We start from the raw sequence: 23,220 nt of genomic DNA on the forward strand, positions 1-23,220 counted from the left end.
CGTTGCGAACGGCCCGCTTGGAAGCGTCGCAGGGGGAATTCTTCGACGAAGCGCCTTCAACGAACGTCTGATAGCACGTGGTGTCGCGCTAATATCGCGGCCTTCGTGTCATTCGTCCTCGGCTGAATCCCTGTTGTTGCGGGCCGGTGACGCGCACCTCGTTGATGGTCAGCCCCTCGAGCCTACGGCGAATGGTGTCGGTCAGCAGCGGAATCATGTACGTCAAGGTGGTGGTCCATGCGGGGCTGTCGCATCGGATCGTCAGAATGCCGTCGCGCAGGTCGACGGGGTAGGAGTGGCGCGCGTTTTCGACGCCGACCACCTGATCCCAATGATTCTGCATCTGCGCGATTTTCAGATGCGGCGTCCAAGAACCTTGCGTTGCGATCACGTTGAAAATATTGCCGACCGTCTGCGGGTCGCGTCCGGGTTTGCCGAAATTCTCCCACGCCTGCCGCGCACGTTCCTCACGTTCCTTATATCGGCCGGCACGTCGGCTGATACGTTCGAATACTTCGGCGGGCAACTTGCGTTGGTCGAGATGCAATGTTTCGCAGATTGGAGGATTCGGCATCAGCGCTGCTCCTGTCGATTCACCGACTGTTGCGCTGCAGACGATTGCGTTGCAGATTCCCGTCCCGCGACAAGTTGCGCCATCATCGCCGTCAAATCGTCATGCTGTCCATCTTGCGATTGCCTGCGCAACGCGGCCACGTCGATCACATGCGCGTCCGCGTGAAAGCGCCCAGCATCCATGCGCGGAATATCGCTTGCCGCGGCGACGGTGATCAGCACCTGGTCCTGCCGCATCGCAAAATCGAGGATCTGCCCACGACGGGCCTCGTCAAGCTGTGCGAACACATCATCGAGAATCACGATTGGCTTGCTTTCAAAATGTGCGGAAACCGCCTCATATAGCGCCATTTTCAACGCCAAAGCCATGGTCCACATCTCACCGTTGGACGCGAATTCGCGTGCGTTCATATCGTTGAGCAGCAAAGTCAGGTCGTCGCGATGCGGACCGATCAGATTCTGCCCGCGCGCCACTTCGCCGGGGTAGATGCGTTGGAAATGGCGGCTGATCTCCGCGGCCGGATCGTCGAACAGCATCACTTCGTCGAAGGACGGCTCGTAGGCGAGCGCCGCCCGTTCGTCATCTCCCGCCAAAGACGCGTAGATCCGCGCAAAAGGCTCTTCCAAGCGTGAGATCACGTTGTTGCGGTCCCGCGTCAGCTGCATGCCGAGGTCGATGAATTGCCCCGTCCAGATTTCCAGCCCGCTTAAGACCGCCTGCTGGCCGTATTGCGGGTCGAGATTCGTGCCGTCGCCGAGTTGTTTGAGCAGTGCCGTGCGCTGTTTCGCCACGTGCGTGAACTGTTGCAGGGTCTGCGCATAGTGGGGGAGCAGCAGAGACGCGGCCTGGTTGATGAAGTTGCGTCGGGTTGCGGGATCCCCTGCTACCAGACGTTGATCTTCGGGGGTAAAGGAGACGGAGGGCGTGCGCCCGATGAGATCCCTCATATATTGAGATTTTCCGCCGTCGATGCGCGCTCGGTTAGCACCCCGTGCCACGATGGTCGCCTCGTAGGTGTGCTGCGTTTCACCGTCTTCCACGTTGGCTCGGATGGTGGCCGACGTGCACCCTTTTTCGATTAATGGCAGTGATGATGACGCGCGATGGCTGGATCCTGTGGAAAGCACTTCGATGGCTTCCACGATATTGGTTTTGCCGAGTCCGTTGGCACCTTGCAGAATGTTGATTCCCGGTTTGAAATCGAGCACGCAATGTTCCCACGATCGGTAGTGGTCGAGTGCCAGTCGGGAAATATACATGCAAGATCCTTGAGATAGTGCGAATTTCTTACGTAAATAATCGCAATTAATCATGCAAATGGGCTGAACTGGCAATAACAGCCATGTTCAGCCCTATTTTTTGCGATGTATCCGCGTTTTCGTGTAGGTCAGCTTAGTTCAGCTGTTGAAGCGCATCGGCACGAGCAGGTAGCGGTAGTCCATGGATTCTTCGGAATTCGATTCCTGCTGGCCGTTGAATTCCACCGGCTTGACCGCGGTGGTCATCTTCATGCGTACGAACGGCTCGCTGATGGCGCTCAGGCCTTCGATCAGGTAGGCGGGATTGAAGGCCACGGTGATGTCTTCGCCATCCATGTCGATGTCGAGGATCTCCTTGGCTTGGGCTTCATCCACCGAGCCTGCGGTCAGCGTGAGTTCCTGGCTGGTGAAGGCCATGCGGATCGGAGCGTTGCGTTCGGCCACGAGGGACACGCGCTTGATGGCGCTGATGAGATCCTGCTTGTTGATGACCGCATGAATCGGGTATTCGTCAGCGTACAGGCGGTCCACCGCGGGGAATTCGCCGTCGATCAGCTGCGAGGTGGATACGCGTCCGGCGTTCTCAAAGCCCAGCAGCGACGGATTCTCCGGATCGAAATCCACGACGATGTTTTGATGCTCGTCCAAGGAACGGGCCACATCGCGCAACAGTGCGCCGCGCACGAGTGCGGTGGTGTTGATGTCCGGGTTTTCCGGCGTCCAGGTGAAGCTCGAACGCGACAAGCGGAATCGGTCGGTGGAGCTCATGATCACCTTGTTGCCTTGGAACTGCACACGAATGCCGGTCAGTACCGGACGGTTCTCCTCGCGGGAAACGGCGACGGACGCCTGGGCGACGGCCTGTGCGAAGGTTTGGGCGTCCACCTGCCCCAGTTTGGCGGGAACCACCGGCAGATCCGGATATTCGTTATCCGGCATGAGCTGCATGGTGAAGGTGGACTTGCCCGACGTGATGGTCAGTGTGGATCCGTCAGTGGATAGGTAGGTTTTCGCGGCGGGAAGCGACTTGGTGATATCTGCCAGCAGCTTGCCGAGCACCAGAATGGATCCGCTTTCATCAACGCCTGCTTCGATATGGTGGCGTGCGGAAATGGCGTAATTGAAGGCGGAAAGCTGGAGGGTGCCGTCGATGGCCTCCAAGCGAATGCCTGCCAAAATGGGGGATGCAGGACGAGCGTCGATCACGCGAGTGGTCCAGGCTGCTGCGTCTGCCAGCGCTTGGGAATTGACTTCAACTTTCATGGCTAGTTTCCTCGTTTCGTTCGGTCCATAAGTCATTCTAGCGAGACTGTCGGCGTTTGACGAAGCGTGGGGAATTCCCCACTTATGACGACGATGATGAATTTCTTATAACAACCTACATTCGTCATAATAAGGCCTGTGGATAATGTGGGTAAGTGCTCAGACCCCACGTTTTGCAATGGCTCGCAACATCTCATTGCTTGTGGATAACTTTTGGACGAAGTGTGGACAAATCATCGGGTTATCCACAGCCTCGTCGCTTTGAAAAAGTTATCCACAAAACCATGTGGATAGTCCACAATTCATCCACCGGCGATTCTGTCGTTTCCAACGGGTTTTCCACCGAGAAATCATTGATTTGTGTATAACCATGTGGATAACTTCAATGAAAATCTTCCACAGGCCGGCGTGTCAGGATGGTCGGTAAAACAGCTGATAAAGAATTTACTGATACTCATACTTGGCTTGTGAAAATCGCCTGAGAAAGGCAGAAAACGCCTAAAATCGTTTTTTTGAGACGCACGGAAACACATACAAACGCGCAAAGTCGCATAGAAAACGTTATTTTTCGCCGGAACGCTGCTTGAGCTGCAGGGTCAGTTCCGTCACGTAGTTGTAGATCTCCTGCTTTTCCTGCATCTCGTCGCTGATGCGGGTGTATGCATGCATCACCGTGGTGTGGTCCTTGCCGCCAAACACCTGGCCGATGTCGTTCAGGCTCATGCTGGTGAGCTCACGCACCAAATACATGGCGATCTGACGCGCCAGCGCGATCTTCTTCGTACGCGAACGTCCGACAATGTCATCGAACGTAATGTAGAAGTACTTGGCCACCTGGGTGATGATGTCGGTGGGCTTGATCTCCACATCGGTCGAGAAAAAGTCCTGCAACGTCTGTTCCGCCAACGCGCGGGTCACCGGCTGGCCGCTCAGCGATGCCATGGCGGTCACGCGGTTCAGCGCGCCTTCCAGCTCGCGAATATTCTCGGTGAACCGCTCCGCGATGAGGTTGAGCACATCGTCCTGAACGTTGGTGCCGTGGGCGATCATGCGCAGAATGGCGATGCGCGTCTCCAGATCCGGCGGCTTGACGTCAACGGTCAGGCCGGATTCGAAACGGGAGATCAGACGTTCGTTGAATCCCTGCAGATCCTTCGGAGGCACATCGGATGCGATCACAATGCGCTTGTTCGCCTGATGCAGGGTATTGAATGTATGGAAGAACTGTTCAAGCGTCGCGTCCTTGCCGCTCAGAAATTGAATATCGTCGATGAGCAGCACGTCGACTTCGCGGTAGCGACGGTTGAATTCCTTGATTTGACCGGAATTCTGGTTGGTGTCGCCCAACGCTTCGATGAATTCGTTGGTGAATTCCTCACTGGTCACATAACGGACTTTCAGCGTGGGATCCTTGACCAGTGCGTAATTGCCGATGGCGTTCAGCAAGTGGGTTTTACCCAATCCTGATCCGCCGTAAATACAAAGCGGGTTGAAATCGTGACCGGAACCTTCCGCGACGGCCAACGCGACGGTACGTGCGAAACGATTGGAATCGCCAGGAACGAAGGTGTCGAACGTGGCGTTCTTATTCAAATGGGTCTTAGGATCCAGCAGAGGCCTGTTTTGGCCGCGTTGGAAGTTGTTGTGGCGCTCCGGCGGCATAACAACCGGAATCGGCAGCTGCCCCTGCGTGGTTTCCTCCGCATGTGGCGCGGGGGAGAAGTGGGGGTATTCCTCGACGGCAGGTTGGGCCGGTTCCTTCTTTTCCACAATCTTGAATGCGGGGAAAATATCCTGTTCGGCGGCTTCCCGCAAGGCTTCCAGCAGGGGCTGGTTCAATTCGTTCTGCAACGTCTGCTGTGCGGCCGCGCTTGGCACGCATAAGACAATGGTAGGACCCCACATGCCTTCGGGAAAAACGTTTTCCAGCCAGCTTTTATCTCGGATGGACAGCGCCGGATTCTGGTGCAACAACGCCAGCGCGTCGGACCAGACTCCCCGAGCCTGCTCGAGAGGGTCAGTTGTCGTGTCGGCCACGGATTCCCCTTTCTCGACAGACTTTTTCCAAGTGTGCAACTGTTTATTTGTACTCTCTTTTCCCCAAGTTATCCACCGGTAAGCGTGTTGAAAAGACTGAATTGTGAATAACATCATTGTAGTTTGTGGATAACTTTTGTGGGGAGTTTGGCGACATATCAACGTTTCTGTGGATTGTTTCATGGGGAGAATCCCCATGAAAATGTGAAGGATTTGATATGCGCATTCATCTCTGTTCAGGGGTCAGAGTAACTTGGTAGAGCTTGACTCATGAGGAGCCGTGCCTTGGCATGGCAAAAAACACCGGGAGCATTAATTATGAAGAGGACATTCCAGCCGAACAACCGTCGTCGTCACATGAAGCACGGTTTCCGTCAGCGCATGCGCACCCGCGCAGGCCGCGCTCTGATCAACCGTCGCCGCGCCAAGGGCCGCAAGTCCCTCGCTGCCTGATTTAACGGCATAGAGCGGTGGAACGGCTGAAAAGCCATCGCGATTTCGTCGCGGTGCTCAAACGCCGTCGTAGGGTATCGCGAGAAGACATCGTCGTGCATTATTTGGTGCACGACGATGCCATTATCGACGATTCTGCGGCGATGCGGGGCCGACGTGTCGGTTTGGCCGTTTCCAAGGCTGTCGGCAACGCTGTGACGCGTAATGCCGTCAAGCGTCGTTTCCGCGTGCTTGCACGAAAGTACGAATCTGCCTTACCTGAATCCTGCGATATCGTGTTGCGTGCCAAGCCAAGTGCTGCGCATGCCGATTTTCTATCGTTGGAACAGCAGATCGCAGCATGTTTTGAAGCGGTGAATCGTAAGGCCGTGCGTCGGTAATGAACGCCGGTCGTAACGGAAATTGGATGATTCGTGCCATTCGCTGGTACCAACGTCATATTTCCGCGAATACCGCGCCTTGCTGCAGATATTATCCAAGTTGTTCCAATTACGCGATTCAGGCGATTGAACGATTTGGCCGCCTTAAGGGTGGCCTTCTTGCGTTATTGCGCCTTCTTCGCTGCAATCAGTGGAACCGTGGGGGAATTGACGACGTTCCGCAGCTTTATTCCTTGTTTTACAGATGTTCGTGGTCGAAGGCACACGAGGAACCTCGGCTCACGCCTCTGAACGTAGAAAAACCTATAGGCGATAAGGAGACTGGCCTGTAATGAATCAAAATCAATTCCTCCTCGACAGCGGTTTCTGGGGCTGGCTGTATAAGCTCCTGTATCCCGTCGAGTGGCTCATGACGCAGATCATGGCCGTATTCCATAAGTTCCTGGTGATGCTGGGCATGAACGAGATCGGTTTCTCGTGGGTCATGTCCATCGTATTCCTAGTACTTGTGGTCCAGGCATGCGTTTTTCCGCTGTTCTACAAGTCCATGAAGGGTATGCGCAAGATGCAGGCCCAGATGACCGTCCTGCAGCCAAAGATGCAGCGTATCCAAAACAAATACAAGGGCAAGAACGATCCCGCCAGCAAGGAAGCCATGCAGCGCGAGATGATGAAGCTCTACCAGGACAATGATGCGAACCCGATGGGTGGCTGCACTTCCATGCTCCCTATGTTCGTGCAGGGTCCCGTATTCATGTGCATGTTCTATACGCTGTCAGCCATTCCGTACATCGCACGCGGCAAATTCAGGGACGGACAGGGTCTTGGCGCTTTCGACATCGCCACAGCCAAGCAGTTCACGTCCACCACAGTGTTCGGTGTGAACGTGGCTGATAACTTCACGACCGCCGCCGTGCATGGCAAAGTAGTTATCGCCATCTTCGTTGCATTGATGTGCTTCTGCCTGTGGTTCATGCAGTACAACAGCATGAAGCGTAACATGGCTCAGTCTGCGGCAAACAAGCAGACCGAAATGATGCAGAAGATGATGTTGTGGATGTTCCCGATCATGTACATTTTCTCCGGTATTGCCATGCCGTTCGCTGTGCTGGTGTACTGGCTCACCAACAACATCTGCAATCTGTTGCGTTCCATCTGGCAGATCCACGTCTTCCCGACTCCGGGATCTCCGGCCGCCGAAGCGAAGGAAAAGCGTGATCATGTTCATGAGAACGCCCGCCGAGCCAAGGCCGGTCTGCCATCCCTCGAGGAAGAGGCGCTGCAGAAGGCCAAGGAAGCCGCCGAAGTGAAGGAAAAGAGCGGCTACCAGCGTCAGCAGCCGAGCCGTAAAAAGAAAAAGAAGTGAGTAAAAGTGTGTCCCGTGTTTCACGTGAAACGCGGGACACACCACTTTTTATCAGCGTTTATTGTCGACGTGGTAAACAGGAATTAGACTTTACACAATAAGACTTTAGTAATAGAAACCCCGCTCAAAGGAGTACAACCACTATGGCGCAAGATGAGGAAAAGACCATCGATCAGCTCAACGAGGAAGCTGATATCGCTGCCGATTATCTTGAAGGACTGCTTGATATCGTCGATTACGAAGGCGATATCGAAATGGGCGTGCGCAACAATCGCCCTACCGTGCAAATCGTCGCCGATGATGATACGGACATCAAGCATCTCATCGGACGCAACGGCGAAGTCGTTGACGCTCTGCAGCAGCTGACGCGACTGGCCGTGCAGCAGAAGACCGGCGAGCGTTCCCATCTCATTGTGGACGTCGACGGCTATCTGAAGCGCAAGCGCCAGCGTCTGCACGACATCGCGCTGGACGCCATCGACGAGGTGCGCGAGACGGGGGAGCCGGTTGATCTCAAGCCGATGAACTCCTTCGAACGCAAGATCGTGCATGATGTGGTGCGTGAGGAGGGCATGAAGTCCCGTTCCCACGGCGAGGAACCGCGTCGTTACGTCACGGTGTATCTCAAGGCTTCCGCTGCCGAAGATGCTGAAGACGAGGATGAGGCCTGAGTTCGGCTCGTTTCACGTGAAACATGGCGTCACCATTTGGTGGCGCTTTTTTATTGCGATTTTTTGAGTGACTTCATGCTGGCTGTGCGCCGGACATGTGATATTGCCGTCAATGGTCGGGAAGTACTTGCTGGAATACCGGCAATGAGGAAGAGCAGGATATAGGATGGTGCCCATGAGTGATGTGACAGACGAACTTGATGATTCGCCGATGCTTGAGGAAGTGCTGGGGGATGCGTTGGGCAAGCTTCGTGTTTTCCATGCGAAACTTGCCGAAGAAGGCGAACCTCGCGGTCTGATTGGGCCAAGAGATGTTGGCATTATTTGGGAACGCCATATTCTGAATTCGGCCGCCATTGTGCCTTTCGTAAAGGAAGCCACGGCCAAGAAGCAGTTCAAGACGGTTGCCGATATCGGCAGTGGCGGCGGTTTTCCCGGTATTGTCGCGGCCGCCTGCCTGCCGGATCACCGGTTCACGCTTGTGGAGCCGATGGAACGTCGTGTCGAATGGCTGAACGAGTGCGTGGCCGATATGGAGTTGAATAACGTTACCGTGGTGCGTGCCAGGGCCAATGAGATGATCGAGGCCATTGCGGGTGCTACTGGCGCTCAAGGCGGCAATCGTGGCAATGGAAGCACCAGGAACGGCAAAGGCGGCAAGAACGGCAGGGGAGTGGCCGTTCGCGGTCCTGTACTGGATTTGGATGGCAAGCCTATTCAGGCGAAACATCCGTTTGCCGTGGTGACGTGCCGTGCCGTGGCTCCTATGACCAAACTTTCGGGGTGGACGCTGCCGTTGCTTGAGCGCGGTGGACGTTTGGTCGCACTGAAGGGGCGGTCCGCGCAAGAGGAGATCGAAAAGGCTTCCAAAGAGATCGCCAAATGCGGTGGCATTCGTCCGCGGGTGGTGGATGCCGAGGTTGGTCCGGGCTTGGAATCGACCCATGTGCTCATGGTGGATAAAAAGTAAGTTATCCACCATTTCGGTGAGTTATGCACATTGTCCACAACTGGAAAATCGACGAAAAAAAGCGGCGGAAAAATGTTGAAGTAGCAACGAAAGATCGGTGGATAACTTTTTGCGAACAACGTAAGTTATCCACCGACTATCCACAGCTATTCACATTTGTGCACAGTGGGTGAGATGAGCTGATTCTGTCCACCCGAATGATGAAACTTGAATGTTAAGCATATCGTAAGGAAGGCTAGTGTATGACTGGACCTGAAGGACCAGATAACCTGACATCGATGGAATCGGCAACGGAAACCATCAAACGAATTTTCGGAGGATCGGATTCCCCTCTTGGTTCGCAGATTGCCGACGAATCGACTCGCTATCGCGCCTTGCAGAAGGCCGTTTGCCCAAAGCCGGAGCAGACGCGCCTGATCGCGGTCGCCAACCAGAAGGGTGGCGTTGGCAAAACCACGTCGGCCGTGAATCTTTCCGCTGCGTTGGCTCAGTTCGGTTCCAAGGTGCTGCTGATCGATATGGATCCGCAGGGCAATGCGTCGACCGCGTTGGGCGCTCCGCATGCGTCGGGGGAGCCTTCGGTGTACGACGTGATCGAAGGCAGGAAGACCATCGCCGAAGTCAAGCGCACATGCCCTGATTTTGATCTGCTCGATGTGGTTCCAGCTTCGATCGATTTGAGCGGTGCCGAGCTGGAAGTCGCCGACATGGAAAATCGTAATGTGCTTCTGAAGACCGCGGTTGACGAGTTTCTGGAAACCAGCGAGGAGCACTACGACTACGTGATTATCGATTGCCCGCCAAGCCTCGGCCTGCTGGTAATTAATGCCATGTGTGCGGTGCATGAGATGCTGATTCCGATCCAGGCTGAGTACTATGCGCTGGAAGGTCTCGGCCAGCTCATCAATACCATCGGACTGGTGCAGGAGCATTTCAATCCGTCGCTGCTGGTTTCCACCATGCTGATCACCATGTTCGATAAGAGGACGTTACTCAGCCGTGAAGTGCATGACGAAGTCAAAAATCATTATCCGACTATCGTACTGAATACCACGATTCCCCGAACGGTGAAAATATCGGAAGCTCCAAGCTTCAATCAAAGCGTGATCGCCTACGATCCCAAGGGAATGGGAGCGATTGCCTATTGTGAGGCCGCATTGGAAATCGCACGTCGCTCGCAGACGGTGCTGAAGGCTATCGATGCAAGAAGGAATGAGAACTGATCATGGCTACGAAATCACGTTTAGGCAAGGGTCTCGGCGCACTGTTTCCGTCTCTTCCAGGAGAGTCGGCGAAATCGGAAGCCGCTACTGAACCGGCTGTGGCTGTTGCGGGTGCAAAGGCTGATAACAAGATCGCTGGAAAGGTTTCAGAAAACGTAGCCGGTGGTGCGACTGTTGCCGGGCAATCCGCGGGGAAGACCGCGGTCAAGAGTTCCGTGGCAACCGCCAAGGCTTCCGTCGATGCCGTCCATGACATGAAGAAGAACGTTTCACGTGAAACCAAGAAGGGGAGTGGCCATCGAGCCAGTATGCCTTCCATCACGTTGAATGAGACTGCTCATCCTGCCGACATGTTCTTCGGTTCCACCAGTCCTGTTGCCACTTCCGAAGTGAAGCAGGAAAGTGTTTCACGTGAAACCGCTGCGGTAAAAAAGACCGAAGATAAGAAGAATGACGAACCTGAACTGTTGCCGGTGCAGGGCGGTTATCTCGTTGAATTGCGACTGAGTGATGTTGGACCGAACCTGCATCAGCCGCGTACCATTTTCGATGAGGATGATCTTCGTGAGCTTGCCGATTCCATCAAAGAAGTCGGCGTGCTGCAGCCTATTGTCGTACGGAAGCGTCCACTCGCGCAGATTGAGGCTGCTCGCAAGGAGAACGCCGCTAAAGATGCCGAGTCGCACAATATGTTCGACGGGCGCATGGATAGCATGTACGAGCTCATTATGGGTGAACGTCGTTGGCGCGCATCGCAGATCGCAGGTTTGAAAACGATTCCTGCGATTGTCAAAACCACTGCCGACGACGATATGTTGCGTGACGCTTTGCTGGAAAACCTGCATCGCGTTGCGTTGAATCCATTGGAAGAGGCGGCCGCCTATCAGCAGATGATCGACGATTTTGGCTTGACGCAGGCGCAATTGTCAAAGTCGGTGTCGAAGTCGCGTCCGCAAATCGCCAATACTCTGCGACTGCTGAATCTGCCTGCGACCGTACAAAAGAAGGTTGCTTCCGGCTTGCTGTCGGCCGGTCATGCGCGCGCATTGCTCGGATTACCGACGGAAGCTGACATGGAACAGCTTGCGACGCGCATTATTTCCGAAGGGTTGTCGGTACGCAGCACCGAGGAAATCGTGTCGATGAAGGTCGCTGAATCGGACCAGCCGAAGAAAGCGAAAACCAATAAGCTGAACCCTTGGGCCGGAACGCCGATGCAGGTCGGTCTTGAAAAGAGGTTCGGCACGAAGGTGTCGATCAAGGGATCCAAGGAGCATGGACGCATCGAAATCGTGTTCAAATCCGAAGACGACATGAAGCGCATTGTCGACCTGCTCATACCCACTGCCGAAAAATAGTATTTCTTAAGTTTTTTGGTGTCCGCGGAAGGGGCGGCATATTCTGTTCACGACACACTCAAGGCCGTTTGGCCAAGCTTACAGTCATGAACAGAATATGCCGCCCCTTCCGCTCGTTTTTCAAGTTTTTGTAGGGTATGACCGTGATGGGAAGTGTTACTGCTGGAGGTAGGCTTGGGCATCGAGGGCGGCCCGGCAGCCCATGCCGGCGGCACTGATCGCTTGACGGTAAATACTATCAACACAGTCGCCGGCTGCAAAAATGCCGGCAGTGCTGGTGCGTGTGCTGGCGCCGTCCACCTGAATATATCCACCCGCATCTCGCTGCACAATGCCGTCAATAAAAGCTGTGGCGGGGGAGTGGCCGATCGCCACAAAAATGCCGTTTGCGGCAATCGTGCTGGTCTCTCCGGTGATGACGTTGCGAATGTTCACGGATTGGGCTCCATTGTCGTCACCCAAGATTTCCTCCACCACGGAATCCGTGACGATGGTGATCTTCGGATTCTGCTGAGCGCGTTCCACGAGAATCTGCGATGCGCGGAATTCAGAACGACGATGAATCAACGTCACCGACGATCCAAATCGTGAAAGAAAATCAGCCTCGGTGAATGCGCTATCGCCGCCGCCGACCACAATAATCGGCTTATCTCGGAAGAAGAAGCCGTCGCAGGTCGCGCAATATGACACTCCCTTGCCGGAATATTCCGCCTCTCCGGGGATGTCGAGTTTGCGATATTCCGATCCGGTTGCGATGATCAAAGCATGGGTTTCAAAAACGTCTCCCTGATCGACGCTCACGGTTTTCACGCCGGTGACGTCATTGTTGCTCACGGAAACAACATCATCCCAAACGATTTCCGCGCCGAACTTCTCAGCCTGGCGTTGCATATTATCCATGAGTTCCGGTCCCATAACGCCGTCGGGGAAACCCGGAAAATTCTCCACTTCAGTGGTGTTGACGAGCTGCCCGCCTGGGGTCAGCGCACCCGCGATGACCAGTGGTTTGAATCCAGCCCGGCCCAAGTATATGGCCGCGGTATATCCGGCAGGGCCGGATCCGACAATAATCACATCTCGCAAATCACTCATATTCCCACTGTAGCGAACCACCAAAGCAACCAGCCGCGCACTGCACGATTTCACGCATTCCTTTTTCTTATGGCGTATTATCAAGTGCTTTCCAAGCCGGATCATCTACAGAGTTTCACGTGAAACACAAGCTGTTGTGCGTGGTTGCGTGCGGTGCTGTGTGTGCAGTTGCTGGGGTGGCTGGATTCTTGGCGTCGCTTGATCGGAACATGAGAAAGGGCTTGCGCTCCACATGGAGCGCAAGCCCTTCGGTCGTGTTAATGTGACGCCTGCCTGCGCGGGCCTTGGATCACTTGTTGATGACCTTCTTGAACAGATCGGCGCTGGCCTTGGCGAGTGCGAACTGGCCGAAGCCCGGATCGACGGAAGCGAGGTTGGCGTTGATGATCTGGTTGAAAGTGTTGTTCTTCATGATGTTTCCTTTCGTTCGGCTTGGCGGCGTTCTTGTTTTCTGTTCTTTCCTCTGGCCGCTGCCGTAAGTCTGTTGCTTTTTGGTTACGTTCAGCGCGGGTGGCGTTGCCGTTTCCCCGCGTGTGGGGTGCGGCTCCGGTTTTCTCTCCGGTTCCTGCCGCATCGTGTCTCTTTGTTCTGTTGTGCCTTCATCATAGGCAGGCTCAACCGTCGATGTCATGCAACGATCGTCGATTCTTTTGTATTTTCATCGGCTAATCTTGAAATAAACGTAACGATGCTGTGATGAACATCAATCGTCGATTGCAGGGCAGTATTGCCGTCGCAAAAGAAACGGCGCGATCTTCAGATTTTCTATCTTTTCTATGAAAGTCTCAAAATCGTTCTCCCGTAAGACTTTTCGCAAGGTCGGCATTGTTCTATCCATTTTCCATCTTCCTTATTTGCGGGAGTATTTGCGCTTGTTGCCGGCGAATGTCAGGTTACATTGATTGATATCGGGCTGATTGGTGTGGCTGTTCGACAGGCTGATTGGTGTCGGGCGTAAGAAAGGAACGTGATATGGCGACTATTCCTGAACAATATGAGAGCCAGCGCGTGGGCGTGCAGGGATATCGCGTGCTCAATCTCGATTTGGACGGCGTTTGCGCGGATTACAAGGGCGCGATCCGCGATTACCTGCAGCGGCAGGGCATTGACGTGCCGGAACGTGCGCTGCAGACCGCGCATTACAATCTCACGCGCGAGGACGGATGGCCGTTCGAGACGCTCGACGATTACATCGAAACGCACAAAGCCGCGGAGCGTGAGCATCTGTATGCGACGATGAAGCCGCTTCCGGGGGTCGCGCAGGCATTGCAGCGATTGGCGAATGAGCATGTGTACATTCGCATTGTCACGCACCGGCTGTTCGTGTCCGGCCAGCATCAGATGGTCGTTTCCGACACCGCGCAATGGCTGGACAGCAACCGCATTCCGTACATGAGTCTGTGCTTTACTGGGCTGAAAGACAGTATGCAGGCCACGATTCATATTGACGATTCGCCGGCGAATATCGAAACCTTGCGTGAGGCAGGGCAGCATGTGGTCGTGTTCGATCAGCCATACAACAGTACGTATGCTGGTCCCAGAATCGACAGCTGGAGCGACACCAACGTTGAAACGCTCCTCACCCTCTTCGAATCCTGGCCGGAGTAAGGGGTGTGCTGGCGGTAGCTGCGATTCCGTCCGTGTGACTCTGGTAATCGGTTTTAGGTGCGGGTTGTGCGGACGGGATTATGTGAGCGACCGCATGATTTGTCAGTTGACCGCACGATTTCTTCTATCTGGCCTCATGATTTTGTTTTGGCGACCTCACGATCTGGAAAAGAGTGTCCCCGATTGAAATCATGAGGTCAGCCAATCAAAATCGTGTGAAAATCGCAGATCGTGAGGTCGTCAGATCACAATCATGAGGCCAGCCAAACCAGATCATGGGTCAGACTAATGCTGGGGTAGACGTTTCAGCGCGTCAGCCAGTCTGCGGCGGAATATACCTGCTCGTCTTTGGCTTGAAAACTTGATTCCACGCGAGCCGCCACAAAGCGCCGCTCAGAGCGCAAAGACGCAGGAATTTGTGGAAAGCGGTCACGTTTCGCACATTGAGATAACCGGCCACGTCTCGCTCGACATATGTGCTGAGATATGACGAAAAGAAGAGTTCAAGCGGCATTTCGGAACTGTAGAGACGGGGGTGGCCGTCGCGCAGCATAAAATCATCCGCGAGCACGCTCCCGAATCTGACATCAGAGTGATAAAAATGGCGAAAAGTTGGTTGTCGATTCTTGAGCCAAGTTCCATCGCTTTTCGACTACGACCATATTCCAAAAATAAATACGAAAAGAGCCTGCCATACGTGAGGTGACGCATGGCAGGCTCTTTTCGTATCGCAATCTTCAGAAGTAATCGGATATTGCGATGTGCTGACGATCAGAACACTTGAATGCTTTCGATGTACAGCTGGTTGCCCGGCAGGCTATCAAGTGGGACCCACAGCATGATGTCCTGCGTTTCCACGGCCTTGTCGAACTTGATGTCGGTCGTGCCGGAATCGTCAAACTCGAACTGCGCCACCTGTTCGCCTTGGGACGGGCTGTTTGTCGCATTCACGCGAATATATCCCTGACCACCGGAAGAACGAATTTTGATGACCATGCGATACGCCTTCTGCGGCTGGCTCAGATGCACGTAATATCCGTAGCCCTGCTGTCCGTCAGGATTCGACAGGAACTGACGATTGTCGATTTCGTATGCGGTCGTGTTTTCCGGCTGCTTCGGATCCGGCACTTTCTTCGACTGCTTATCGGCGGTCACGACCTTGTCCTCGGTTTTCTTGGGTTGCTTGGACGCCGTAGACTCGCCGGATGCCGGCGTATTGGCGGAAGCATCGGAAGAATCCTTGGAATTGGACGAATCGGTATTGCCGGACGTATCGGAATTGGAAGAATCCGCGGAATTCGCATCCGACTGATCTCCCTCGCCGAACGGCACTTCGTCAAGATTTATTTCCGGCCATGGTCCTTTTGAATCAGTCGTAACCGAATCTGAAGGCTGCATCAAACCATGAACTGCAAACCCAAGCGCAACCGCAACAACGATGACCGCCACGATAATCGCAACGACCTTCGTTTTCAGCTTGCCAAACAGTTTCGCGTCGGCAACGTCAGTATTCGCCGAAGCGGAAGAAGGATTCTTCGGCGTGAAGCTCGGCGGAACCGCGGCTCGACCGGCGGCATACGCGGCATCGATCGCCTCCTGCTCTGCTTTCAACGCACGGGCGGACTCCTCGCCGGGCTGAATGACCTGACCATCCGCGCCGATCACTGGAATGCGACCGGTTTTTTCCAACTGGGAATCGTCGGATGACATGCCATCGTCCGGTACGGAAACCCTGATGGGGAAGGAGAAGGGAGAATCGCTGGTGTCGGTCACGCCATCGATGTCTTCTTCGCTCAGCAGTTCACGGCCGCTGCTCCACAACGATTTCACCGCTCCACTGGTGGCCGCGACGCCTTTCGCCAAAGCCTCCTTGCCATCGGAAAAATCGTTATGCGGTTCGGGAGCCGTGAACGTCATTTCCGGAATGCTTCCAGCCGCTGCCAGCGTATCCGGCAGCGGGAGCACATCCTTCTCAAGAATCTGCAGTAACGGAACATTGGCGATTGAGCATTCCGAATCCATGGAAGGCAACGTGATATCCATGCTTCCCAACGATGACAGCGGTTGGTACTCGCCAAGCAACGCTTCCAATTCCGCAATGGTCGCCATCGGAACGGTGGGGAAGCCGTCGTCCTCTTCAAGTTCGAGACCGCGCTTGCAGATCACGCGGAATTCCATCGGCGTGGTCGGCGCGAGCGCTTCAAGACGGAAATCCGTCGACAGCGTGGACGGGCGTCGGATCAGCATAGCGTACAACAGCGCTGAGATTTGACGGATCGCAAGCTGTTCCCGATTTTCCAAAGCCTGCGCGCGGGAAGTGTCGGCAAGCATGACGCTCACTGGAGCATCTGCGATCTGAATGCCGGAACGGGTCAGTCGCACCGTGTCGGTGCTGATGGAGAAATGCGTGAGATTGTCTTTTTGCAGCGCATGCAATGATTCGATGACTTCGCCAATGATGGAGCGCATGGCTGTATGGCTCAACGGCTGGTTGGCGTTCAGCGCAAGATATTCACTGAGGGTCATGCCTTCGTCAAGCTGCGTCACCACCAGCGCGACCTGGCCGGCATGCTGGAGCTGCAGCACTTTCGTGAAGTGGGAATCATGCGAAATAGCCAGCATGGAAGCGGTTGCGTTGACTTCCTGCAATGCCTTGCTGCTGCTGACAATAAACAGCTGGCAATCCCGTGCGAGCACATGGTCGCTGGCCTTCCAGACCTGCAGTCCGGTTTCTTCGCGCAATGGCGAAACGAGCACGTAGCGATTGCTGATGGTATCTCCCAGCTGAGGTTTCATGGGTTCCTTCAACTTTTTGTAAACGTTTGTTCTGCCTATGGTCACTTGCCGTTTTCGGCGTCGCCCTGTTCCAGTCTATCGTTGGGGCTGGTCGGCTTGCGAAGTCCGGGAATACGTGAGGAAATCAGTGCGATCGCCTCCTTGAATTCCTCGGAACGTAGCAGCCGCAACATGCCTACGTAAACGATGAAGGTCACTATGGCCAGCAGTGCGGCACACGCCACTGCCTGAATCCAGTTCATATGACCGTCCACCGCTCCGATTTGGGCGTCGACAAGCTGGTAGACGCTGTCACGTACCGTCACGCCGATGAACATGGTAGCTACTGCCGCGCCAATCGATTTCAGATACGAGATGGCTATGCGCGGACCGTCGATATTGTTTTCGAATCGCTTGCGCAGCATGGCATACAGGATGGGGATCGGCAGTATGTAGCTCATGGCTCCCACCATGCCGATCATTGTCGTCCATTCGGTAGGGGGGAGTAGTTTCGCGCCGATGATCACGCTTACCGCTTGAATGCCCATGGCGAACAGCATGAAAATGAACGGCGATTTGCCGTCTTCGAATGCATAGAACGTGCGCTGGATAATCAGATACGCGCTGGCGAACGGAAGTCCCACGCCAAGCGTGACCAACGGTCCCGCCATAAGAATCGCCTCTCTGACGCTCACAGACGGCAGCAACGCGAGAATGATCGGAACGGGCATCACCACGAAAGCGACCGCGAAATAGCACATGATCACACCCATATTGCGCAGCGCCTGGCTGAGATCGATGCGCGCTTCGGCGATATTATGATCGGCGACCGCACGGGATATTTTCGGGAAAATCGCGGTTGCCAGCGAAACGGCAATCAGCGAATACGGCAACATGTAAATCGTGTACGCGTTCTGGTATGAAGCATTGCCGGCCACGTCGAGCGGATTGATGCCGAACTGCTGCTGCGCGAGCATCGGCGCGTTAGTGGAGGTACGCGTGATTACGATATTGGCGAGCTGGTCGATTACGACAATGCCGACACTCCAAGCCGCGACCGGTCCCATGGAACGCAATCCAATGCCACGAAGGCCGAAGGTGGGGCGGTATTTCAATCCGATTTTGGTCAGTGGAATGAACAGTACCAGCGCCTGGAATGCCACGCCCAACGTCCACGTGCCTGCGGTCAAGGCGATTTTGTCGGCGGTCCAAAAATCAAGAGGATGCTCGGTGGCACGGCCGAATAGCGCGATGAACGTGCCGAAGCCGATGCAGCTGATGATGTTCGCACCCACGGAACTCCACGCATACGCGGTGAAATGGTCTTTGGCCGCGAGAATCTGGCCGACCACCGTATATAGGCCGTAGAAGAAGATCTGCGGCATGCACCACAGGGTGAATGAGGTCGCCAACGCCATGGTTTCGGGGCTACCGTTCACATACAGCTTGGTGAGCAGCGGCGTGCATAGGGCCATCAGGATCGTCACCGCCAACAGCATGGTGATGGCAAGCGTGATGAGCTTGTTGAGTTTGGTTTCGGCGTCTTTTGCCTTCAACGTGCGCACGATCTGCGGCACGAGCACGGCGTTGAAAATACCGCCGGAAACCAAGGTGTAGATCACCTGCGGAATCATGGATCCGGCTTGGTAGGCGTTCGCCGCATAGCCGGTGGTGCCTAAAGCCCAAGCGAGCAGAATGGTACGGATTTGCCCGGTCACGCGCGAGGCCGCGGTGCCGGAGGCCATGATCAGTGAATTACGGCCAACGGAAGAACTCATTCGTCTGGATCCTTCTTACGGTGGAATTGGCGCCACAGTCCCAAAGCTCCAAGCAGCACGGCGATGCCGATGATGATGAAGCCGGTTTTGTCGCTGATCTGCAATGCGCTGGTGATGTGGGTGGTTTGTGTCGCTCCGAATGTGATGCCCTGCCTGTCCTGCAGGCTGAGCGTGGCGTCCGCGGTGCCGGAGGTGGCCACGCGGATGGTGAACGCCACTTGGGCTTCGCTGTGCGCGGGCACTTCCACGGTGTCGAAACGCGAAGTGACGATCTGCATGGAGTTGGTCAATGATGAGACTTTTACCGTGACCGGATAGGGATGGCTGTTGCTGATGGTAACGGGCATTTGCGCGGTTTCGCTGACCACGTTGACGTTTTCCGTCGGTGTGATGGCCACGCCGTTGATGAGCAGGGACGCCAGTTGCCCGGCTCCTTCCACCATGGTGCTTCCGGCTGGATTTTCGCCGCCTAGCGCGTGCAGGGCCATGATGCCGTGCGCGTTGACGAGCTGCCTGCGCCACGCTTTGAGGCCTGCGGGGGCCTGCTTGGCATCGTCGGCGACGTCGGTGAGGATGGACGCGTTGAATCGTTTGATGTCGTTTGTCGAGGCTGCCAGTGTGTTGAGCGTCTGCCTGAGATTGGCTTGCGTCGCATCATTGATTCCGTCGGATTGCGGCACGATCGCGGCTGCATCGTTGCCGCTCAAGGCGGGGTCGGCATTGTTGAGCGTGTTCAGATCGGTGATGTTCAGCCATGGCGATTGTTCGACGTCCGTCATTAGTGCGTCCACGACGGCCGGATCAGAGTTGCCGTTCAGGCAGACCAGCAGATTGCGTTCCGAATACGGCTGCTCCATCTGGTAGAACGCGCTTTGCGCGACGAATCGCGCGAGACGCCCGGCCGTTGTTCCCTCGCCGTCCGCTTCGGCGTCGGCACTGGTCGCCTTGCCTTGTGCAAGGTTGGAAAGCACGCTTTGCGCGGTCAGTACGGTGATGTCGCCGGCGTCGGTGGTTACTACGGTCTTGCCGGTTTCCGCGGTGGCCGCATCATCCTCTTCGAAATCATGCGTGGCGATGACGGTGTCGTACCCCTGCTGCTTGGCTTTCGCCAGCGCGTCGGCGGTCCAATTGCCGGTGCCCTGCCATGCATACGTGGTCATACTCGCGTTCGGGTCACCCAACGCCGATTGATAGTTTTTCAAGGCCTGTTCGGCGTTCCATTGCGAGGTGCCGACGCCTGCCGAATCATAGGTTTTGCTATCGTTCAGCGCGGAATAGGCGGTGATGTCGAACAGGGCCGGTTGCGTGATGCCGTCGACTTGCGTCGGCATCGGCATCGTCTTCAGATAGGTTGGATCGGCCACCACCTGCAGTTTGTCATGCTTGGTGAACGTCTGTTCCAGCGACTTGAGTCGTGCCTCGTCTTCTTTGCCGGGAACGGCGATTTTCGAGAGTTCCGCGGAGGTGACGCCACCTTTGTTGACGAGCTGTTCCAGCATGGTGTTGTCGGTGGTCCATCCTTGCGCTTCGAGCGGCTGCACGATGGTGATATTCATCGCGGGCGTGTCGGGGGTATTGATTCCAGCTCCGGTCCGCGTTGCGAAAGTATGCGCTTCGTCTTGTTGAACGCCATTGGCCTCATAACTGAGCGTGACCGGTTTCGGCCCCCAGGAGTTGACGGACGCCAGCGTCTCCTGATTCGAGTCCGCGTCGATGTGCACGTTCGCCGAAGCTCCCGGTTGAAGCGCGGGAACCTCGCTCTGCCCAACGATATTGGGCGTGGGAATCTGCCCGATGCCTTCCGACCATTCCTGGATATCGTTGCGCGACACGAACGTGTAGAAGGCGTTCATGGCAAGGGTGAGCGTGCCTGAAGGGGTTTCCTGATCGGTGGTGTTGGTCACCGTCGCGCTCAAATGATAGCCGGAAGTGTCGGTCAGCACGGCGGTGGAGGAGTCGATCGACAGCATGGTGCCGGATTGCGATTCCTGTGTTTCTTCGGCTTCGGCTTTCGGCACAGGTGCGTATAACAACATCAACGCCATGGTCATAACCATGGCGAGGATTGCCGAAAGCGCACGCATGCCGTGCGGAACGTTCCGTTGTGCGGGTTGATTCACCTTCACGCCTGTCTGTTGAGTTTCCTTGCGTACAACCATGCTATCTTTCGTTCGTTCGGGTAGCTGAGAACGTCGTCCAAATCAGCAAAATCCACCCAAATCGCGTCTTCCGCCTCATGATCCGGGTCGCCTTCCACCGTCAACTCGCCGCCGATCTGACGCAATGCGAAATGATGCACCAGCTTGTGCACGCGCTGGCTGGTTCCGGTGAACCAGTAGTCGATGGTGGCGATGGAATCGACCACTTCACCTAGGATTCCTGTTTCCTCGTGAACTTCGCGAACGGCGGTTTGCTGCGGTGTTTCGCCTTTTTCGATATGACCTTTCGGCAGGCACCATTCCAAATGTCCGCTACGCGAGTGGCGTGCGATGATCGCCACGCGGCCCTTGTCGTCGAATACGAGACCTCCCGCCGAATATTCGCGCACTACCGGCAGTTCCTGCGCGTCGAGCGAGGCGAACGTGGTCGGACCGTCCGTGGCGCGCCGCTGCGGCATCATTGCTGGGGTGGGTGCGTTGGGCGTGATGATGGTCTCTTGCCGCAAGGAAACGGACTGCGATGTGTACAGCAGTTTGTCCGGTTCCATCGGATTTTGGGCATGGTCGTCCGCAGCATGGGCAAGCATGCGTGCAAGGTCTGCGGGCGTAATCATGATTCCAACCATACTCAATTCTGTGTGCAGGTGGGGTAACGGTATGCTGGTAAGGCAGAAACTTGTGGTGTCGGAAAGGGATGGCGTGAACTTCGAAGTGTGGCCAGAGGCCATTGAATTAGGGCGTATGTTCGCCGCGGAAGGCTATGAATTGGCGTTGGTGGGAGGTCCCGTTCGAGACCTGCTGTTGCATCGTAAATCGCATGATTTGGATTTTTGCACATCGGCGCGTCCTGAGCAGTTTGAACGCATTTTGCGCCGTTTCGGGCGCGATGGCTTTTGGGATATGGGCCGTAAATTCGGCACGCTGGGCGCCATGCGCAGGCGTGAGGATGGCACGGAAGTGCAGGTTGAGGTAACGACCTACCGTTCCGACACGTATGACCCCGACTCGCGCAAGCCGGAAGTCAATTATGGCGACACGCTGGAAGGCGATCTTTCCCGCCGTGATTTCACGGTGAATGCCATGGCGTTGCGTGTGCCGGAATTGGAATTCGTCGATCCGTTCGGCGGCGCGAACGATTTGGCCAAGGGCGTGTTGCGCACGCCGGTCGATCCTCGCCAGTCGTTTGACGACGATCCGCTGCGCATGATGCGCGCCGTACGTTTCGTGGCGCAACTGGGCTTCCGTATCGAACCGGAAACCGCTGAAGCGCTGACCGACATGGTCGATCGCATTGAAATCGTTTCCGCTGAGCGCGTACGCGACGAACTGGTCAAAATGCTGCTGTCCGATCGCCCGCGCGCAGGTATCGAGGCGCTGGTCGATTCCGGTCTTGCCGATATCGTCTTCCCGGAAATTCCGGCATTGCAGCTCGAAATCGACGAACATCATCGTCATAAGGACGTGTTCGAGCACACCATGATCGTCATTGATCGTGCGGTTGCCCTCGAAACCGGCCCGGACGGCCCTGTGCCGGCACCGGATCTGACGTTGCGTTTGGCCGCGCTGATGCACGATATCGGCAAGCCGAAGACGCGTCGTTTCGAATCGGGTGGCAAGGTGAGCTTCCATCATCATGATGCGGTCGGCGCGAAAATGACCCGCAAGCGCCTTAAGGCATTGCATTTCGACCATCATATGGTCGAGGACGTCAGCGAGCTGGTCAATCTGCACTTGCGCTTCCACGGCTACGTGGAGGAGCCGTGGACGGATTCCGCGGTCCGCCGTTACGTCAAGGATGCGGGTCCGCTGTATGAGCGCCTGAACCGCCTTACGCGTGCCGACGCGACCACGCAGAACAAGCGCAAGGCCATGGTGTTCTCGTCGGCGATGGACGAGATGGAACAGCGCGTGCGCGATTTGAAGGAGAAGGAGGATTTTGACGCGATCCGCCCTGATCTGAATGGTGACGAAATCATGCAGCTGCTCGGCATTGACCCGGGACCGCTGGTTGGCAAGGCGTACAAGCACATGCTGGAATATCGCCTCGATAACGGCCCGGTCGAGCGTGATGTCGCTGTTGCCGAGTTGAACCGTTGGTATGAGGAACAGCAGGCCGAGTAGTCTGCTTGCTGACCTCACGATTTGGATTCTATGACCGCACGATTCGATTTTTCGGGCAAAAATAGAATCGTGAGGTCAGTCGGTTCCGAAAAGTGCGGTTTCGAGGGTATTCTCTGGAGGATTTCGCCCGCGA

The 23,220-nt window shown here is 55.6% G+C and carries 20 protein-coding genes; 10 read left to right on the forward strand and 10 right to left on the reverse strand.

The features are described from left to right. Positions 1-88: 88 nt before the first annotated feature. The 4 genes from KSY55_RS02615 to dnaA form a co-directional block, all read right to left on the reverse strand. The gene (locus tag KSY55_RS02615) at positions 89-574 is read right to left on the reverse strand and encodes a DUF721 domain-containing protein (protein WP_004222771.1); all 486 of its coding nucleotides are present in this window, start codon (positions 572-574) and stop codon (positions 89-91) included. Beyond that, complete coding sequence (locus KSY55_RS02620) at positions 574-1,833, reverse strand: DNA replication/repair protein RecF (RefSeq protein ID WP_004222769.1); 1,260 nt, start codon at positions 1,831-1,833, stop codon at positions 574-576. The genes KSY55_RS02615 and KSY55_RS02620 overlap by 1 nt, the downstream gene beginning before the upstream one ends. 138 nt (positions 1,834-1,971) lie before the next feature. Next, a complete protein-coding gene (gene dnaN, locus KSY55_RS02625) occupies positions 1,972-3,096 on the reverse strand; it encodes a DNA polymerase III subunit beta (RefSeq protein WP_217749480.1) in 1,125 nt (374 codons plus the stop codon). 561 nt (positions 3,097-3,657) lie between these two features. Further along, positions 3,658-5,133, reverse strand: a complete 1,476-nt coding sequence (gene dnaA, locus KSY55_RS02630; protein WP_033524155.1) for a chromosomal replication initiator protein DnaA — start codon at positions 5,131-5,133, stop codon at positions 3,658-3,660. A gap of 318 nt (positions 5,134-5,451) precedes the next feature. Between dnaA and rpmH the strand changes: the two genes are divergently transcribed. The 8 genes from rpmH to KSY55_RS02670 all read left to right on the forward strand — a co-directional run bounded on the left by rpmH (position 5,452) and on the right by KSY55_RS02670 (position 11,554). Next, positions 5,452-5,586 (forward strand): 50S ribosomal protein L34, encoded by a 135-nt coding sequence (gene rpmH / locus KSY55_RS02635; protein ID WP_003807168.1) that lies wholly within the window; start codon positions 5,452-5,454, stop codon positions 5,584-5,586. A 17-nt stretch (positions 5,587-5,603) separates the two neighbouring features. Continuing rightward, the gene (gene rnpA / locus KSY55_RS02640; protein ID WP_004222752.1) at positions 5,604-5,966 is read left to right on the forward strand and encodes a ribonuclease P protein component; all 363 of its coding nucleotides are present in this window, start codon (positions 5,604-5,606) and stop codon (positions 5,964-5,966) included. A gap of 26 nt (positions 5,967-5,992) precedes the next feature. Then, positions 5,993-6,298, forward strand: coding sequence for a membrane protein insertion efficiency factor YidD (gene yidD / locus KSY55_RS02645; protein WP_004222749.1), 306 nt, complete (start codon positions 5,993-5,995; stop codon positions 6,296-6,298). After that, positions 6,298-7,332 (forward strand): membrane protein insertase YidC, encoded by a 1,035-nt coding sequence (gene yidC, locus KSY55_RS02650; RefSeq protein ID WP_004222747.1) that lies wholly within the window; start codon positions 6,298-6,300, stop codon positions 7,330-7,332. Before yidD ends, yidC begins: the two co-directional genes overlap by 1 nt. A gap of 143 nt (positions 7,333-7,475) precedes the next feature. Beyond that, positions 7,476-8,003 carry a R3H domain-containing nucleic acid-binding protein gene (locus KSY55_RS02655; RefSeq protein WP_004222745.1) on the forward strand — a complete coding sequence of 176 codons (528 nt, stop codon included), beginning with the start codon at positions 7,476-7,478 and terminating at the stop codon, positions 8,001-8,003. Positions 8,004-8,169: 166 nt separating this feature from the next. Beyond that, positions 8,170-8,973: a 16S rRNA (guanine(527)-N(7))-methyltransferase RsmG gene (locus KSY55_RS02660; protein ID WP_118262327.1), complete on the forward strand. Its 804-nt coding sequence runs from the start codon at positions 8,170-8,172 to the stop codon at positions 8,971-8,973. Positions 8,974-9,251: 278 nt separating this feature from the next. Beyond that, complete coding sequence (locus KSY55_RS02665) at positions 9,252-10,196, forward strand: ParA family protein (RefSeq protein ID WP_004222741.1); 945 nt, start codon at positions 9,252-9,254, stop codon at positions 10,194-10,196. 2 nt (positions 10,197-10,198) lie between these two features. Continuing rightward, positions 10,199-11,554, forward strand: a complete 1,356-nt coding sequence (locus KSY55_RS02670) for a ParB/RepB/Spo0J family partition protein (protein WP_118270081.1) — start codon at positions 10,199-10,201, stop codon at positions 11,552-11,554. Between the two features lie 156 nt (positions 11,555-11,710). On the opposite strand, the gene trxB is transcribed toward KSY55_RS02670, so the two are convergent. Together trxB and KSY55_RS09215 are read right to left on the reverse strand one after the other, a co-directional pair. Continuing rightward, on the reverse strand, positions 11,711-12,751 hold the full coding sequence (gene trxB / locus KSY55_RS02675; RefSeq protein WP_117645624.1) for a thioredoxin-disulfide reductase: 1,041 nt from the start codon (positions 12,749-12,751) through the stop codon (positions 11,711-11,713). A 184-nt stretch (positions 12,752-12,935) separates the two neighbouring features. Then, positions 12,936-13,058, reverse strand: coding sequence for a hypothetical protein (locus KSY55_RS09215; RefSeq protein WP_255298631.1), 123 nt, complete (start codon positions 13,056-13,058; stop codon positions 12,936-12,938). Between the two features lie 560 nt (positions 13,059-13,618). On the opposite strand from KSY55_RS09215, the gene KSY55_RS02680 reads away from it, so the two are divergent. After that, complete coding sequence (locus KSY55_RS02680) at positions 13,619-14,254, forward strand: hypothetical protein (RefSeq protein WP_004222733.1); 636 nt, start codon at positions 13,619-13,621, stop codon at positions 14,252-14,254. A 771-nt stretch (positions 14,255-15,025) separates the two neighbouring features. On the opposite strand, the gene KSY55_RS02685 is transcribed toward KSY55_RS02680, so the two are convergent. From KSY55_RS02685 to KSY55_RS02700, 4 genes are read right to left on the reverse strand one after another with little or no spacing between them, the layout of a single operon-like run. After that, positions 15,026-17,050 (reverse strand): hypothetical protein, encoded by a 2,025-nt coding sequence (locus KSY55_RS02685; protein WP_254881827.1) that lies wholly within the window; start codon positions 17,048-17,050, stop codon positions 15,026-15,028. Positions 17,051-17,091: 41 nt separating this feature from the next. Beyond that, positions 17,092-18,807: a murein biosynthesis integral membrane protein MurJ gene (gene murJ / locus KSY55_RS02690; RefSeq protein WP_217749482.1), complete on the reverse strand. Its 1,716-nt coding sequence runs from the start codon at positions 18,805-18,807 to the stop codon at positions 17,092-17,094. After that, on the reverse strand, positions 18,804-20,966 hold the full coding sequence (locus KSY55_RS02695) for a DUF6049 family protein (RefSeq protein WP_217749483.1): 2,163 nt from the start codon (positions 20,964-20,966) through the stop codon (positions 18,804-18,806). Before KSY55_RS02695 ends, murJ begins: the two co-directional genes overlap by 4 nt. Then, the gene (locus tag KSY55_RS02700; protein ID WP_065438227.1) at positions 20,930-21,592 is read right to left on the reverse strand and encodes an NUDIX hydrolase; all 663 of its coding nucleotides are present in this window, start codon (positions 21,590-21,592) and stop codon (positions 20,930-20,932) included. Before KSY55_RS02700 ends, KSY55_RS02695 begins: the two co-directional genes overlap by 37 nt. A gap of 73 nt (positions 21,593-21,665) precedes the next feature. On the opposite strand from KSY55_RS02700, the gene KSY55_RS02705 reads away from it, so the two are divergent. Then, the gene (locus KSY55_RS02705) at positions 21,666-23,087 is read left to right on the forward strand and encodes a CCA tRNA nucleotidyltransferase (RefSeq protein ID WP_117645653.1); all 1,422 of its coding nucleotides are present in this window, start codon (positions 21,666-21,668) and stop codon (positions 23,085-23,087) included. The last annotated feature ends 133 nt before the right edge of the window (positions 23,088-23,220 follow it).

Origin of the sequence: Bifidobacterium sp. MSK.13.1, assembly GCF_019131435.1 — a bacterium.
Lineage (GTDB): Bacteria > Actinomycetota > Actinomycetes > Actinomycetales > Bifidobacteriaceae > Bifidobacterium > Bifidobacterium pseudocatenulatum.